Source organism: Hahella sp. CR1 (assembly GCF_029813005.1).
Classification (GTDB): Bacteria; Pseudomonadota; Gammaproteobacteria; order Pseudomonadales; family Oleiphilaceae; genus Hahella.
Window position 1 is genome coordinate 195,752 of record NZ_JAPELK010000011.1, and the last position, 15,384, is coordinate 211,135.

At 46.5% G+C, this 15,384-nt stretch carries 15 protein-coding genes; 12 read left to right on the forward strand and 3 right to left on the reverse strand.

What is annotated here, in order from left to right; all coding sequences use genetic code 11:
• Nucleotides 1-14: 14 nt before the first annotated feature.
• Entirely contained in the window at nt 15-623 is a 609-nt protein-coding gene (locus tag ONV78_RS24030) for a glutathione S-transferase family protein (protein ID WP_279506980.1), read from the reverse strand.
• Nucleotides 624-838: 215 nt separating this feature from the next.
• Between ONV78_RS24030 and ONV78_RS24035 the strand changes: the two genes are divergently transcribed.
• The 12 genes from ONV78_RS24035 to ONV78_RS24090 all read left to right on the forward strand — a co-directional run bounded on the left by ONV78_RS24035 (nt 839) and on the right by ONV78_RS24090 (nt 13,705).
• The gene (locus ONV78_RS24035) at nt 839-1,711 is read left to right on the forward strand and encodes a LysR family transcriptional regulator (protein WP_279506981.1); all 873 of its coding nucleotides are present in this window, start codon (nt 839-841) and stop codon (nt 1,709-1,711) included.
• Between the two features lie 564 nt (nt 1,712-2,275).
• Nucleotides 2,276-6,535: an RHS repeat-associated core domain-containing protein gene (locus tag ONV78_RS24040; protein ID WP_279506982.1), complete on the forward strand. Its 4,260-nt coding sequence runs from the start codon at nt 2,276-2,278 to the stop codon at nt 6,533-6,535.
• The gene (locus tag ONV78_RS24045; RefSeq protein WP_279506983.1) at nt 6,532-7,056 is read left to right on the forward strand and encodes a hypothetical protein; all 525 of its coding nucleotides are present in this window, start codon (nt 6,532-6,534) and stop codon (nt 7,054-7,056) included. The genes ONV78_RS24040 and ONV78_RS24045 overlap by 4 nt, the downstream gene beginning before the upstream one ends.
• Before the next feature lie 52 nt (nt 7,057-7,108).
• On the forward strand, nt 7,109-7,651 hold the full coding sequence (locus ONV78_RS24050; protein ID WP_279506984.1) for a hypothetical protein: 543 nt from the start codon (nt 7,109-7,111) through the stop codon (nt 7,649-7,651).
• Nucleotides 7,652-7,722: 71 nt separating this feature from the next.
• Complete coding sequence (locus tag ONV78_RS24055; RefSeq protein WP_279506985.1) at nt 7,723-8,688, forward strand: DUF4123 domain-containing protein; 966 nt, start codon at nt 7,723-7,725, stop codon at nt 8,686-8,688.
• Nucleotides 8,685-9,818: a hypothetical protein gene (locus tag ONV78_RS24060; protein WP_279506986.1), complete on the forward strand. Its 1,134-nt coding sequence runs from the start codon at nt 8,685-8,687 to the stop codon at nt 9,816-9,818. The genes ONV78_RS24055 and ONV78_RS24060 overlap by 4 nt, the downstream gene beginning before the upstream one ends.
• Nucleotides 9,819-9,836: 18 nt before the next feature.
• The gene (locus tag ONV78_RS24065; RefSeq protein ID WP_279506987.1) at nt 9,837-10,688 is read left to right on the forward strand and encodes an immunity 49 family protein; all 852 of its coding nucleotides are present in this window, start codon (nt 9,837-9,839) and stop codon (nt 10,686-10,688) included.
• Nucleotides 10,689-10,872: 184 nt separating this feature from the next.
• Complete coding sequence (locus ONV78_RS24070; RefSeq protein ID WP_279506988.1) at nt 10,873-11,436, forward strand: hypothetical protein; 564 nt, start codon at nt 10,873-10,875, stop codon at nt 11,434-11,436.
• Nucleotides 11,437-11,460: 24 nt separating this feature from the next.
• Entirely contained in the window at nt 11,461-12,036 is a 576-nt protein-coding gene (locus ONV78_RS24075; protein WP_279506989.1) for a DUF1629 domain-containing protein, read from the forward strand.
• A gap of 25 nt (nt 12,037-12,061) precedes the next feature.
• A complete protein-coding gene (locus ONV78_RS24080) occupies nt 12,062-12,577 on the forward strand; it encodes a DUF1629 domain-containing protein (RefSeq protein ID WP_279506990.1) in 516 nt (171 codons plus the stop codon).
• A gap of 149 nt (nt 12,578-12,726) precedes the next feature.
• Nucleotides 12,727-12,921, forward strand: a complete 195-nt coding sequence (locus ONV78_RS24085) for a hypothetical protein (protein ID WP_279506991.1) — start codon at nt 12,727-12,729, stop codon at nt 12,919-12,921.
• A gap of 319 nt (nt 12,922-13,240) precedes the next feature.
• Nucleotides 13,241-13,705 (forward strand): hypothetical protein, encoded by a 465-nt coding sequence (locus ONV78_RS24090; RefSeq protein WP_279506992.1) that lies wholly within the window; start codon nt 13,241-13,243, stop codon nt 13,703-13,705.
• Nucleotides 13,706-13,897: 192 nt separating this feature from the next.
• Here the strand turns inward: ONV78_RS24090 and ONV78_RS24095 are convergent, their stop codons facing one another.
• On the reverse strand, nt 13,898-14,560 hold the full coding sequence (locus tag ONV78_RS24095) for a hypothetical protein (protein WP_279506993.1): 663 nt from the start codon (nt 14,558-14,560) through the stop codon (nt 13,898-13,900).
• 33 nt (nt 14,561-14,593) lie between these two features.
• Complete coding sequence (locus tag ONV78_RS24100) at nt 14,594-14,980, reverse strand: hypothetical protein (protein WP_279506994.1); 387 nt, start codon at nt 14,978-14,980, stop codon at nt 14,594-14,596.
• Between the last annotated feature and the right edge of the window lie 404 nt (nt 14,981-15,384).

The following is a 15,384-nucleotide window of genomic DNA, read 5'->3' on the forward strand; positions in this document are numbered from 1 at the left end:
CGCTTAAGCTGTCATTATGCCGCTGCTTGGCGTTGCTCGTTGTTCAAAGCAGTTTGAAAACTCGGCATGGCTAAGACATGGTCAATCATCTTTTGTGTGTTGGGCCCAATATGAATATCCACGGGGAAACTGGCGCCCCAACGTGAATACACAGTCAACATGATGTCAGCTGCAGACACCGTTTCGCCCCCAAGGAAGTTCTGCTCCGTTAATCTGTCTTCAACCACATTCCACAGTTGATTTATGCTGCTTGCCGCAGAGGCGTAGGCGGATTGTTTTGCAGATTCACTAAGATCTGTATTGGCTACAAAAAATAGCTTGCTATAGGCGGGGTGCATGGTTGCGTTGGCGAACATGATATTTTGAATGGCCTGAGCCCGTGCTGCTTTCTCGGTCGGGAACAAAGCATTTGGGTGTGCTTCTAGCAAATGCAGCATGACTGCGGCGCCTTCTGTATAGGTCTTATCGTCCTTTTTCAAGACCGGCACTGTGCCAACAGGGTTAATGGCTTGGAAATTTTCCACTGCCTGTTTGTTAATGATCTGAACGGGCTGGTTGAGTTCGTGAAGTACTACCTGGGTCGCTAGGGAACAGGCGCCTGGAACGTAATAAAGTGTGTACATGATGTGTTCCTTCTTCTGAAGCTGTTTGGTTTGATAAATAGTCTGTCGCCCTACTTGTGGCCGGGCAGCTTCTCCGTTGAAGTTGATGGGCCAGTTGGTAGGTCAACAGCTGCAAGTCTAGAGTTTCTATTTGTTTTGATATATCGCTACAATGAGAACCAATAGTTTCCATTATGGAAACCATTAGCCCAATGATAACTACCTGCTTAACGTCCATGGATAAACTCAGAGCGCTTCAATTCTTTGTTCGACTGGCTGATCTCGGCAGCTTTACGCGAGTCGCTGAGCAAACCAACACCACCAAGTCTATGATCAGCAAGGAGATCTCCAAGCTGGAAGAAAGCCTGGGAGCGCGATTGCTTCACCGCTCCACCCGCAATATAGAGCTGACCCATGTGGGCCAAGGTTATTTACAAAGGGCCAGAGCCATATTGGCGCAACTGGATGACGCAGATTCATTCGTGCAGGACTTGCAACAACACGCTAAAGGTAAGTTGAAAATCAATGCGCCCATGGCATTGGGCCTGACAGATCTATCTTTGGTCTTTGCTGACTTCATGGAAGCTTATCCAGATATTCAGTTAGATATTCATTTGGGAGATGAAAACACGGACTTAGTGGAGCAAGGATTTGATTTGGGCTTTCGAGCTTCCAGTCGTCCATTCGACTCACAATACGTGGGCCGGCCACTTACTCGCTTTGAATATCGTGTATGCGCAGCCCCCAGCTATTTAGAAAATCACCCAGAAATCACCTCCGCGGCAGATTTGAGCCAGCATAACTGTTTTGTGTACAGCTACTTTCAAGGTAAAAATCTGTGGCCTATCGGCGAGGGCGTCACGATAGAGGGGAAGCTCAGAGTCAACAGCACCATCTTCATGATGGAGGCCATTAAACGTGGACAGGGCATAGGTTTTATTCCCGAATTTGTCTGCCGCGACGCGATAGAAAAAGGTGAAGTGGTGGAGATTCTCGCTGATGAAACCAAACCCAACCTCACACTGTACGCCTTATACCCTGCGCGACGTTATGTACCGCCAGCGTTAACTCACTGTATTCAATTTCTTGAGGAGTGGTTTGAGAGATAGTGTTTATTGATGAATTGGGGGTTGGGGGTTGGGGGTTGGGTATATTTGGGGGGGGAATAGTGGATATTCTATTGACGATAGATTCATTACTCAAGGGTCTTCCTTTAAGCTCAATCCATAATACGTCTAAACTTTTGTGTGAGAGGTTTTGCCGCTCATGATTGACGTTTTAGGGAAGCCGCAACTGTAGTGGTCAACCAATCCCGGACATTGTTTTAAGCTTTTCTTCAGCTACAACAGGACCTACCTCAGGCACATATTCCGGGGCGCATTGTTGAATTGTTTCTTCCGCAATTTGAGAGGTAGATTCTTGACTGTACGAATATATATACAATGCAGCCCCTTAACCCAAGGTAAAGCAATTTTGTGGTGTGCGTTTTACAATCATCCCTTCAAGCTATTATTGTAAGCTTGCTCTTACCTCCTATGCCGATAGGGTTATACATCCTGACGTCTCCGGATAGTAAAATATTCTTGCATTGTACTAATACGTAAAACTTCTTAGCTCAGCGCCATCTCCGCCTTAAGGGTCAGGAAAGGCGTAATACAAGGGATGTTTCCTGCATGTATTCCACCCGCTCATACGCGTTTAGGCATTGGTCTGATATCACTGTCGCCGATCTTCCATTTATCGAGTCTCCCTTTTTTGCAGCGAGCTTTGCCGACCGTTGCTTGAGCAACGACTTCAAGGTCAGCAATGTCGCCAGCAATTTATGCGGCTATCACTTCCGCTCGGGCTTTGGCGCTTTTCCTGGACGTGGTTCACCTCACTTCCGCAAGTGGAAGGATGACTTTGTCAGAGGCGTTGAGCGTGGTGAGGTGTTGTTGATTTTTACTGACAAGAAGAAGCCTTTCTGTCCAGTTATCAACGAGAGCGAAGAAGGACCAGTACCTGTCAGTTCAGAGGTGAGACTTGCTGAGCGTTTGATTGCTCGCGCCAATCCGACTCCACCGCCGCCGCCAGCGGTGACTGGAGAAGTCATGGAGGTCACGCAATTAGCCGGCAATCCCGGCTGGTCTAGTGAGAAAAGAGCGTCCAGTAGCCATCAAGCTTCCGCAGCTGCAGCGCCCGCCGCCGCACCAAGCTCTGCGCCAGCACAGGCGAAAAGGCCCGATGAGGAAGCGCAAGCGCAGACATTAAAGAATACCGCTCAGGAAGGGATGCCGTTTTGTGAGGAATGCGAAAAGGCCGCCGCGCCAGCAAACGCACCCAAGTCTGGAGATACCCCCGCGACCAGTGATAAAACGGGCGTAAACGACAATGGCGAAACCTCTCAGGATAACGTCAATTCCTGCAAAAATGGCCACCCTATCAGTATGGTCACTGGCGAAGAGTTATTAGACCAGCTGGATTTTAAACTCTCAGGCCCCCTCCCTCTGATTTGGAAAAGAACGTACAAGTCCTCCAACCATAATCAGCGTGGATTAGGTCATGGCTGGACACACTTTCTTAGCCAGCAGTTAGAAGAAATTGATGGCCGTATCGTCTTTACAACGGATGAAGGACGTTACATCGATTTCCCTTTGCCGTCAGAAGGCGAGATGGTCCGAAACAGTGCAGAGCACTTTGAGCTGCATCGCTTGGGCGAGCGCCACTTTGTACTGAAACAACTGGGCAAACCCAATCTGGCTTTCTCAGGCAATAACGGCGTATATCGACTTGAGTCTGTGCTGGATTCATTGGGTAACCGTATTGATGTCAGCTATTGGGTGGAGTTAGAAGAGCATGAGCGTCCGGTAACGATTGTAACCACCTCCGGCGGCAAACGGTTGCATCTACTGCATAACGCATACGGTCTGATCTGTGAAGTTCAGAATGTCAATGACGACGGTCGCGTAGATAGCCTCGTTAAATATCAATATGACGAAGCCCAAGACCTGGTTGCAGTAACCGATCCCGCTGGTAATAGCGAAACCTTTGGTTATCGTAATCACGTGATTACCCGTCACACCCTCAAGACTGGCTTCAGCGTCTATTTTGAGTGGAATCGCTATGACAAATCCGCTCGCTGCTTACGTCAGTGGTGCGACAACGGCATCTATGACTATCGCTTTGAATGGGACCTAAAGAACCGTATTTCTCAAGCCACCGACAGTAATGGCGGGGTCACCACCTACCATTACAACGAGCGAGGGCAAGTAGTAAAAGAGATTGATCCAGAGGGCGGCGTCACCCGCCGAGCATATGATGCAGCGGGTAATCTCATCGAGGAAACCAACCCCAATGGACACAGTACTCATTACGCCTATAACGACCAAGGAAAGTTGACGACCCTGGTTGATGCGAATAGCGGTATTTACAAGATCGATTACAACGCAGACGCCCAACCTATCAGCATCACTAATGCGCTCGGGCATAAGTGGACGCGAGAGTATGACCCGCGTGGATTAATGACGGCGCTTATCGATCCTGCCGGCCACAAAACGCAGTATAAATATAACGACCAAGGGAATCTCGAAACGGTCACAGACGCTCTCGGCAACGAGAAAGGTTATCGCTGGAACCGGAAAGGACAGCTGATCAGCGAAACCAATAACAATAAATCCACGACGTTCGCCTACAATGACAACGGCGATATTAGCGTCGCCTCGACGTCAGAGGGTGAGGTTACCGCCTACAAATATGACCTGAACGGAAATATCACAGAGGTCAAACAACCAGACGGCTCTCTAGTTCGACTGCGGTATAACGCCAATGATCAGTTGACGCATTTTATTGATGGCGCCGGACGCACTACGGAATATGCCTACGATGGTTTATCGCAGGTACGGAAAAAAATTGATCCGGCCGGAAACGTATTCGAGTACCTGTACGATAATGAACGCAATCTGGTTGGCCTGATAAACGAAAAAGGCGAGCGCTACGAGCTTGCTTATGACCGTAATGAGCGCCTGATCCGCGAAGTTGGGTTCGATGGGCGTGTGCAGCAATATCAGTATGACCCTGCCGGATATTTGAAGGCTCATATCGAGGGCTTGCACTCTAACGAACAGGCGCAGATCACCCTCTTTAGACGCGACCGCATGGGGCGTCTGCTGGAAAAACACAGCCCTGATGGTGAGGTCACCCGCTTTGGCTATGACGCCAACGGTCAGCTAACCAAAGCTGCAAACTCCAATCGCAGCGTTCAATTTGGCTACAACACGTTAGGACAGCTAGTCGAGGAACGGCAGGACTACGCTGTCCTTCGCCATCAGTATGATGCGCTTGGCCACCGCACCCAAACAACTTTGCCTGATGGGCGCCGACTGGAATTTGAGTACGAATCAAATGGTTTGTTTAATCGCGCAAGCTTCAATGGCGAGTTGCTCGCCAAGGTTCAGCGCGACCAGGAAGGCCGTGAGATGCGAAGACAACAGGGCGCTGTCGAGTCTCGCTATGAATATGACGTCATGGGTCGCCTGGTCCGTCATCAAGTAAGTAGTCGCCAGACCAAAGAACGCATCATTGAGCGTCGCTACAGTTACGACGTTGGCGGTAACCTGGCTCTGATTGACGATTTCAAAAAGGGAGCGACGCACTACCATTACGACGCTCTGGATCGTTTGAAAGCCGTCGAGAGTTATTGTAACGAGGAGTTTGCATTCGACCCGGCAGGTAACATCCTGGAGGGCGCTAATCAAGCCAAAGGCAACCGTCTCAACTTCCATGGCGATCGCCACTTTGAGTATGACGAAGCTGGTAACCTCATCAGGGAGAAGCGCGGTAAAGGCGGCAAACTTGAAACTCGCTACTTCTACAACAAGCAAAATCAACTGGTTGCTGTAGAGAAAGATGGGCAAAGAACTGAGTACAAGTATGACGCGCTCGGTCGTCGCGTCAGCAAGCAGGATGCTTTTGGGAAAACAGTGTTCCTATGGAATGGCGACGTTCTCCTGTCAGAGCAACGTAAGCATCTGAGCAAAATCTACGTTTACGAGCCGAACTCGTTTAGACCGCTAGCCTTTATTCAAGATCAAAAAGTCTACCACTATCACCTCGATCACCTCGGTACACCGCAGGAAATGACGGACGCCAAAGGCAAAATCGTTTGGTCTGTGCGTTACAAGGCTTATGGCAACCTGGCGCTAAAAGAAACCGAAGAGGTTGAAAACTCGCTGCGTTTCCAAGGCCAGTACTTCGATGATGAGTCGGGACTGCACTATAACCGCCACAGATATTACGACCCTGGCAGCGCAAGGTTCATCAACCAAGACCCGGTTGGACTAGTTGGAGGAAACAACAATTATCTGTATGCGCCCAACCCGACCAGCTGGGTTGATCCATTTGGCTTGACGGCTAAGCCCGGAGATTGTCCAGATGCCATACCTGACAACTATGACATTATGGAGGATCGCTACAAAAATGCAGTATTGCCGCTTCAGCAAGATCCAGTAGTTTTAGCAAGCGTGGAGAGACTGATCGCCGCCCGTAATATCCCTGTCATTAATAAAGATAACTTCCACGACTATAAGAACGTTAAGAAACTTACACTAATAGCCCACGGCAACGGTGATCATATTGCTGGAAAAAGCGGAGCTGAGTTAGGTAACAGGCTAAAAGAGTTAGGCTTTACCCCTGATAAGATTGAGGTTGTTGCGTGTAGATTCGAACCGGGTCCCGCTCGGCAAGACTTAGCGAACAGTATGGGGGTTCCTGTTACAGGGGGCACAGGGCGTATGATTGTTGATAAAGAGGGGCAAGTCAGAGTTTATGACGAAGCTTTCTGTGAAGAGTTCATTGCCCAAACAGGCAGTAAGCTAGACAAATATGAGGATCAACAGAAAATTCTATACCCTGCTGGAGAGGGTCATGAAACCTTTTATCCGGAGGATATATCGTGAGAAGAATACGCTTAAACCACGTGGGTTATTGGTCGAAGAATTATGATAATTGCGTAACTCCTGAGTTTCTTCGTGGAAACATTGGAAACGACAAAGAAAAGATTGTTCATTACTTAAAAAGTGGCATTCGAGGAATAGAGTTTTTGGGATACGCAAGGTGCAGGTTCGAGTGCCTTAAGTCTGAAACTTCAGAGTTAGGTAATACTGACTTTACCGACGGTGTATGGGTATGGCCTGAAGGGCTGGCTCATTATGTTGACGCACATAACCTATTGTTGCCGCCAGAATTTTTGGATCACGTTAGGCAGCTTGACTTTAACTTTCCTCATGTGGACGAGTCATTGATAAAAGCCAGACTGGGCCTTGAAACGGAAGCTATCGAAGTCGAGGGGGATGACTCCATTTGGAAAGACTGGTTAAAAGCAATGGGAGAAGACGACTATCTCCGTAGCCCTGTTGTCGTTCCCAAAGCCTCACTGGATCGGTTTGGTAATGACACTCTTCTATCTGACTGGGACTAAGGTTGATATTCAGATGGCTAGTCACATAGGACGAAACATAAAGGCTATCAACTTGAAAGTGCTTGGCTTCTGGTCGAATAGCTACGAAAACGGCGTAACTCCGAGCTTTCTATGTGGAGATATAGGCTCAGATAAGGAAAAAATCGTTAGTTACTTGAAGAGTGGCGCACGCTGCAATGCTTGGCTTGGATACGCACGTTGTCGCTTTGAATGCGAAGACTCAGAAACGAGCGTACTTGGCTGCTCAGAGATGACGGATGGGAAATGGATCTGGCCTGAGGGCCTTTATCACTATGTTGAGAAGCACGATCTATTGCTACCGAGTGAGTTTATTGACTATCTGGCGTCGTTAGACTTCAACTTTCCAGACATTGATGAAGACTTGACTCGATTAGGTCTCTTTGACGCCAGCGATGTCGACCTTAAGATCAGCTCGCACGAATGGAATACATGGCTAAAAGAAATGGGAGAAGACGAGTATTTAAAATCTCCTGTTATCGTGCCTAAGAAGGTGCATAAATTCGATCCTGATTATGACCCCATAGCAATGGCTCACTTGATGTTTGGGGACGACGACGATAATCAAAAATTCTGATTTCTGTTTACTCAAGAGATTTACCGTGATCACTCACTTATCTTGTGAGAGGCGCGGGATAGGATAGTTTTATGTTGAACACCTCTAGCTTGCAACGCTTCAAAGAACATTGCCCCGGCTTTCGTCATTACTACGCGTTAGTCGACTGCGCCATTGATGAGCGTATTTATCCGCAAATTACCCAAAGCTCCTGCGACAGTTCGACGCTCTTTTGGCATGGGATTGGAGAAACGTTAAAGGCTGCGTCTCCCCACATCGTCGAGTTAGGCAGTGATCCGTTCACCCAGTGGTTATTTCAGGAAGGCTGGGGCAACAGCTGGTGTATTTTTTTAGCCAGCAATAAACCTATGACGGAACTTGTTCAGCACTTCCGTCGTCTTGCAAAAGTTCGCGGTCCTAATAACGAGAACTGGTACTTTCGCTATTGCGATCCGCGCTATATGAGAGTGTTGCTGCCTCTCTGCGACTCGGCGCAACTCAATCGCATTTTGGGCGACACCGGCGTTTTCTGGATGGAGGGCGACACGCCAGAAAAGATCAGCATATTTCAGCGTAAACAGGGAAAGCTGCAGTTTATTTCGATAAATGTTGACGGTTCAGACTCACACGTAAGCGTCTACGACCCGACAGAACAGCCAGGCTCTGGGACAACAGATAATCTTCTCAAAATACGCCAGGATCAGTGTGAGCAGTTTACACACGCTGTCCGTCGAGAATTCGTACGAAAGATGGCGGCAACGTTCCTGGAAAAGTATCCCGACCGACTTAAATCTATTGCGCCAGACCAGCTGTTCAGGCTTGTTGATGCCGCCATTTCCCAGATGCATCAACTTGGCGCTAAAAGCCGGCAAGACGCCTACCACTTTATTAACGCATGTATCCTGTTTGGTTGGGACTTCCTCCAGGACGATAGCCAGAAATGGATTAGAACGGACTATCTGGAGAATTCCGAGCTGGGGAATATCAGCCTTCGATTAGAGGCTCTTTACTACTACAGTGGGCGACAGTCCATGATGGATGGGAAGTTGGAAGCATGACTGATAACAGCCTAAATGGTGCGGATGACCTGCATGTAAGCTCCCTGGCGGGCAACTGCCCTCAGTCCGGCGTACAGACGAGCAAGGTGGACAAATTCATTGAACCGCATATGTCGGCGCTTTCAGATGATCACAAGTCTGCGGTCAAGAAAGTACTGGAAGATGGCAAGCCAACCGAGAACAGCCCCACGACGGTACTGCTGAAAACCGGTGAAAGTAGTCGGCCGGAGTATACCTTTACCGACGACGATATTGATCTTGATGAAGATAAGATCACGCTAACTCGGAAAAATGCAGTTAAGTATCCAGCTAAAAAGCAATTGTCATCGGAAGAGTTCGTACATGCGGTTGTCGTTGATGGAGAGCCCATAGACAAGGCGAAGGCCAACGGAAAGGAAATCTGCTCTGTTGAAAAGAACGCGATCAAGGCCGTCTCCACAGAGATTACGGCCTACGACATGAGCTTGCCGGATAATCATCCCTACGCTGCGAGCCTTAATGCACTTCTAGCCGAACGCGACACGCTACGAGATGAAAGAAAAGCGCTCAAGGAAGAGGCCGCGAAGAAGCTTGGTAAGAAAGTCGAAGACTTAAAGCCTTCCGACTGGGATATGACCGAATACAACAGCAAAAATGTCGCTGCTGTATCAGGGAAAATTGGCGAGCTTTACGCCGATGTCCATGTCCAAAAAGAATTCCCGGATTTCAAGCGTATCCACCCAGAGGATATCGAAAACGCTCCCTCGCTCTCAGGGAATTTCGACATGGTTTACCAGAACGATGCGGGTGAAATCATTATCATCGAAGCCAAGGGCGCAGGCGGAACAACCGGTACTCGGAACATCAACGGTATTGACTACGAGCAAGGGACTACGGAGTATGCTGCAGACGTTACTATGAGAATGGCTAATAAAAAGGTATCTCCGAATTACTCCCAAGAAAAAAATGCAGCAATACTTAAAGAGCAAGAAGCAGCAGACGCAATACTCACTGCCACCAGAAATGGATCAAGCATTCAATACCTGAGAGTACAGACTCCAATAGAGGAAGATCCATCCCGAGTCGAATTGGTGAAGGTATCAGAATATCAGATGGACAATGGAAAATTTAAAAATTTGCTTAATTCGTAATAAGCACGAGGAACTGGAATGATTAAAAACAGTAGCCGTGGGCTAATGGGCGATGAGTGGGCGCAAAGAGACATTGATCGAGCTGATAAACTGCTTAACGTAGCTAAAAGTAATTTATTTCGCATGAGCGATAATGTCCTGAATCTTGCCACTGATTGCCTGAGAAAGACTCGGTTAGCCACGCTTCTTGTCAATAATGAAGTCCATGAAGCTGAGGGGGCGGCAGATATTCAACTGGCAGCAAAAGCATTTGCAGCTTATTTTCAGCTAGCCCAACACCCTGAAGTTGACCAAACCATACTACTACCTGGATGCAGCCAAGTTGTACACAATGGAGTAGGAATCATAGAAAACGGTCGAGTTTTTCCCGAACGTTGGCAAGAAGCCTATTACACAGCAGTTGTGGCGCGAGATAAGGTCAGTATGGATAGTTTGGCGGCGTTTCCTATAGATATCTTACGCTCTAGCGCCACTAAAAGTATCGAAGCTGAATATGTATTGGTCGAAGTCTTGCAGAGTTTGCACTTCAAACGAGACACATTTATTCCTCTGATCAATAAAGCTTCAGAATTGGCCGTAGCAGACGGTAGCGACAAGGCACTGGATATTACAATGGGAAAAATTGAGCTATTACTAGCTCTTGCTACAAACCTTGGTCTTGATTTCAACGAAACGTTAGAGAAAAACCTAGTCTCCCATATAGGGTTTTATGAAGCTCACCAAGAAGATGATGTGGCCCCAGTAGAAAGTTACATTCCTATGGAGTTGTTAGGTATGGCAGTGCAATGGTTTGATGCTGGTAACGACCTGACAGTCGAATCTGACTACCTGCCTAAATACTGTATCGAAGGAACTCTATTTGGTGTGTAGCTTGCGAACTTGAGCCTTTGAGAGTCAGCCCGGCTCAGTAACCACGCAAACTTATTATCATCCTCTGTTAGGAGGAAAAGTTGGCGTAATATTGGTGGGGACTCATATCATCGTTGGCAGCTCTTCCTTCATATACTTTTAGAGTATGGTGGCGTGAAAAAGGGTTAACTCTGGGAGAGAGCGGATGTACTACGTCTTTGACAGAAACTGTAAAGGCAGGTGGATTGATCAGCCCAGAGGCGATATCCCCGGTATTAAGTGGTCTTCATGGAGAAAAGGAGCTGTCCTTCCAGATCTGCCGCCAGATCCGTTAAAGTTTACCTTGGAAGCATTTAATCCACATTCGGCAGATGATTCGCACCATATGCCATCCTACTTTCGTGCATCAGCACCAATTTTTAGCGACGAGCTAATAGCTGCATTACAAGAATGCGGTGTTGAGAATCTTGAAACTTATTATCTTGATCTATTCGATCCTGATAATGGGCAAACATATACTAATTATAAAGTAGTCAATATTGTAGGGTTAATTGCCGCAGTTGACATGCAGCAGTCAGATGAACCTTCACTCAATGAAGTGAATATTGATAGTTTGGATATTGCCCCATCAAAGGCTGGAGGAAGGTACTTTTTCCGGTTAGCCGAGTCGACCAACACACTTATCGTTCACGACAAGGTCAGGCAGCACTTGCTGATTAAGGGATTTACCGACCTTGCCTTCTATGTGCCAAGTAAGGTTGCTTTATAGGATTAGGAAAATTGGGATTAGAAAATGTATTACGTATTTGATCGTGACTGCCCTGGGAGATGGATTAAGAGCCCGCGCAGCGATATTCCTGGGGTTCATTGGTACTTCTGGCGTAGGGGGGCGGTACTTCCTTCTCCGCCTCCTAATCCGCTAAAGTTTACTTTGAAACCATGCAGCCCACATGCGTGGGATCATTCGCCATACTTACCATCATTTCTAGATGCCTCGGCCCCTATTTTTAGAGATGACCTAATTGAAGCGCTGGAGGAATGTGGTGTCGATAATTTAGAAGCTTATAATACTGAGATTACAGACCCGGATAATGGAGCAGTATATTCTAACTATAAGGTTGTAAATATCATCGGCCTTATTTCTGCAGCCGACATCCAAAAATCGGATGCAATAGTTCACGGCTCCGATATTTATGATGTGGACTTTGATAGCTTAGTCATCGATCCAGCAAAAGCTGGTGGGCACTACTTTTTCCGACTTGCTGAGTCAACTAACGCTCTTATCGTTCACGAAAAGGTTAAGCAGCACTTGCTGGCTAAAGGTTTTACCGATCTTGCATTCTATGAGCCTAGTAAGGTTGCGCTATAGGTTGCGAACTTATTGGAATTAGCAAATGTATTACGCATTCGATCGTGATTGCATCGGTAGATGGATACAGAAGAGGCTAGGAGACATTCCTGGAGTAGACTGGTTCTACTGGGACCCTGTAAATAATTCTGTGTATCTGCCTTCTTTTTTTCGCGCAGCAGCTCCAATTTTCAGTGACGAGCTGATTGCCGCACTACGAGAGTGTGGGGTTGATAGCCTTGATGTTTACGATCTTGAGCTAATTGACCCCGACAGCGACCAAGTCTATACACACTACAAAGTGGTGAATATTGTTAGCTTGGTCTCTGCCGCAGATATGGAAAGGTCTATTGTCACAGCACATGACCCTACCAATTCAGCTTTGCACGATGTGGACTTTGACCGCTTGGTTGTTGACCCAGAAAGAACCAACGGGCACAACTTTTTTCGCCTGGCGGAGTCCACCAACATGCTGATAGCGCATGAAAGTGTGAAACAACATCTACAAGCCAAGGGTTTTACCGATTTAGCTTTTTATAAGCTTGGCAAGATCGCGACATAGGCTACTGGCAAAAAGAGCGTTGTATCGGAGGCGCTTTATTTGGTGTGTAGCCATTAGCCTACTGTACTCTGCGAGTCCGGTGGCTAAGCATAGTGGTGAACTAGGATAGTACTAATCACAAAGGTAACTTTTAGTTAACTCGGCTTGATATGACTGAGAATGAAGCCATAGAAACCATCTATAAAAATAGCAGGCTCGTACCCAAAGAGCTCGCCATGGAGTTTATAGATATATCGACTCCATTTGAAAGAGCAGGCTCGCTGTACTCTGAAAAAGAGCAAGAAGAAATATTCGATATAAAAGAAAAAATAGTTGAACTAGCTGAAGAAATGTTCAGTGTTTGAAATCATGCAGCCAAGCCTTCAAATACCCTTTAGTCCAGCCCCAAGGGGAACCGGCTGAGAAACACGCTTATTATACAGATCATCAGGAACCATGGTCGCCCGAGATTGTAAGCAGAAGCGCATCTTGCCGCTGCCTTCAACCGCTTTGAGCTATATCTTGGTCTTAAGTTGATGACATTGACCTAAAGCCAGGGTGAGATATCGTAAACGATATCAAAACTTTCCAGAAGAAGCTGACCCATGGGCTATCGGGACCAAGGCGCGAAAAGCTTGGTAGAAAAGCGAACTAGTTATTAACCCACTACTTGGATAATTTAAGATGGGAGAGCTTAAAGAGTTAGAAGAAATTGTAGACCTATACCTAAGCGGGAAAAGTAATGGCCTTGATTTACTGACACTTATCGCAGTAGACCATGATAAAGAGTTCGCATCTTTAGGTGATATTTCATTTACACCTTCCAACACCATTTTTGATTCAGGGTTCCTATCCTTTTGTACCGTGAAAAATCCTTCATCATCAGAATCATTGAAACTCCACCTTTCTCCTGAAATAGCTCTATTCCTAGAAGATTTGAGAAAATACTGGGGAGAGTATAGAAGGGTCCCAACCAGTCCAGGCGGCCGACCATTCAACTACGCTTTCCCCAAGGTATTAAAGCCGTCATATCAATATTCAGGGTATATTCACGCACAACTAAGCGCTCCTGTCGACACACCAGATTCTAAAGTGGTTGTTATTATGATTCGCCGCGACCCTATTTCTAATAGCGTAATAATCGCATGATTTAAGATGTAATTAATTATGGATACGACAAGAACTCTTAAATCCATCAAAGTCCATTGCCCTAACTTCGAATATTGTTATGCTATTGTGGGTTCTGCTCAAAATGCTGGGGGCAGGTCAAAACGTCAATTGTGTCACGCGCTTCTTGGGCAGGCAGCACGGATAAATCCTCCCCCAGATAATTCAATGCTGCTAAGCTTTCAAGGAAGCCATATGAAAGTTTGTCATTTGAGTAGTAAAAGCAGAGTTGTCGTTCCTTCCAATCGAAACTTTGTAACGGTTTTGGTCTGTCATAACATTAGTTGCTCCACCGTCTGTGAGAGCTTCGTGAAGATCGTTGCCGGGAATTTTAAAGTTATCATTTCGGCTGAAAACGTAAAAGTTTATTTCCGAAGAAATTCCAAGCTGCTTAGCAGCTTGTAAAATTGCTTTGCATGTATTTGAATACAACGACTTGTTGGCGCGAATCAGCGCTTGGTTGGACATGTCGTTTTCTCTGTCAATATTCAAATTCTTTGCATAAACTTCCGAAAATATTACAGCCGGAGATATATTGTAATATATGCTCGCCATTTTGACTGATATAATGATATCTTGAGCCAGTGTTCCATTTACATTAAACACCCAGACTTCTTTGTCGATAACAGCCGCGTCTTTTTGAATGCTCATGTTCTTCAGTTTGAATGGCGATGTACCAACACCAGGATTTCTTGTTTTCCAAACTGACAGAGAGTGAAGTGTAGTGCGCAATATAAACTGCCTTTCCTTTCTTTGTCGACCAAAAATCAAACCGACATCCGTCTTAAATATATGCTGGCTTTCACCAAGAGACATGGCGCCAAAACGATCTTGCATGAATTTATCCTCGCCTAAATATAATTCCCTGAATTATTCCGCTTCGAGTTCTCTAACGTTATGGTGATACAGTAAAAGATCCTGAATTTCCTGGGAACGATAACCGCTTAGGACTACATCTTCAGTATCAAGAGATGAAGTGGCAAGTTCATGCATTGGATATACTCCGTCAGTCTGATCAACCCACTCTTCTGGAAGAAACTGTACGCACATCTTCACTTCACTAAGCTCCAGACGATCATCTTCCAGCTTTTTTTGAACTTTTTCGAGAATACTAACCAGAGCTTTTGCGCCACCTATCTGTCTTGAGAGTGAAACATAGGCGTCTGTAAAATAAAATTCACATCCATCAATATCAATTTCACAGCCCTCAAGAGGCCGACCTTTTATCACAACAATCCACGTTTGCTTTTCTGTCATATCAATATCCCAGTGAAAAATTCAAATATGCGTTTAATTCAATCAACTCGAGACGCCTTAAAAACTTTACCATAGTTTGCATCACGGTTCGTTTAAACATGCCGCAATTTATAGTAACGCCCCATGCCAATAATACCGGGCAGAGGTTATGGGGAAACAGGTTTATCGAGCAATGACTACCCAAGGTATCCGGTAAGCTCCGAGCTACCCCAGGCTTCGTTCACCGGGTTATTCTGGTAGGGTTTCCTCAATCCGTGTGACCTGATCTGGAGTGGCATGCAACTGTATGGAGTGTGGCTCTTGCAGGGTCAGTTCGCGTGGTTCGTATTTGATATCGGGTCACAGGCAATAAAAAAGGCCAACCCGAGAAGGTTGGCCTTTCAAATTTGGTGGTGGGACGGCAG

Coding starts and splice junctions, on each gene's coding strand:
- ONV78_RS24030 (WP_279506980.1), bottom strand. CDS start 623: ATGTACACACTTTATTACGTTCCAGGCGCCTGTTCCCTAGCGACCCAG.
- ONV78_RS24035 (WP_279506981.1), top strand. CDS start 839: ATGGATAAACTCAGAGCGCTTCAATTCTTTGTTCGACTGGCTGATCTC.
- ONV78_RS24040 (WP_279506982.1), top strand. CDS start 2,276: ATGTATTCCACCCGCTCATACGCGTTTAGGCATTGGTCTGATATCACT.
- ONV78_RS24055 (WP_279506985.1), top strand. CDS start 7,723: ATGTTGAACACCTCTAGCTTGCAACGCTTCAAAGAACATTGCCCCGGC.
- ONV78_RS24060 (WP_279506986.1), top strand. CDS start 8,685: ATGACTGATAACAGCCTAAATGGTGCGGATGACCTGCATGTAAGCTCC.
- ONV78_RS24065 (WP_279506987.1), top strand. CDS start 9,837: ATGATTAAAAACAGTAGCCGTGGGCTAATGGGCGATGAGTGGGCGCAA.
- ONV78_RS24070 (WP_279506988.1), top strand. CDS start 10,873: ATGTACTACGTCTTTGACAGAAACTGTAAAGGCAGGTGGATTGATCAG.
- ONV78_RS24075 (WP_279506989.1), top strand. CDS start 11,461: ATGTATTACGTATTTGATCGTGACTGCCCTGGGAGATGGATTAAGAGC.
- ONV78_RS24080 (WP_279506990.1), top strand. CDS start 12,062: ATGTATTACGCATTCGATCGTGATTGCATCGGTAGATGGATACAGAAG.
- ONV78_RS24085 (WP_279506991.1), top strand. CDS start 12,727: ATGACTGAGAATGAAGCCATAGAAACCATCTATAAAAATAGCAGGCTC.
- ONV78_RS24090 (WP_279506992.1), top strand. CDS start 13,241: ATGGGAGAGCTTAAAGAGTTAGAAGAAATTGTAGACCTATACCTAAGC.
- ONV78_RS24095 (WP_279506993.1), bottom strand. CDS start 14,560: ATGCAAGATCGTTTTGGCGCCATGTCTCTTGGTGAAAGCCAGCATATA.
- ONV78_RS24100 (WP_279506994.1), bottom strand. CDS start 14,980: ATGACAGAAAAGCAAACGTGGATTGTTGTGATAAAAGGTCGGCCTCTT.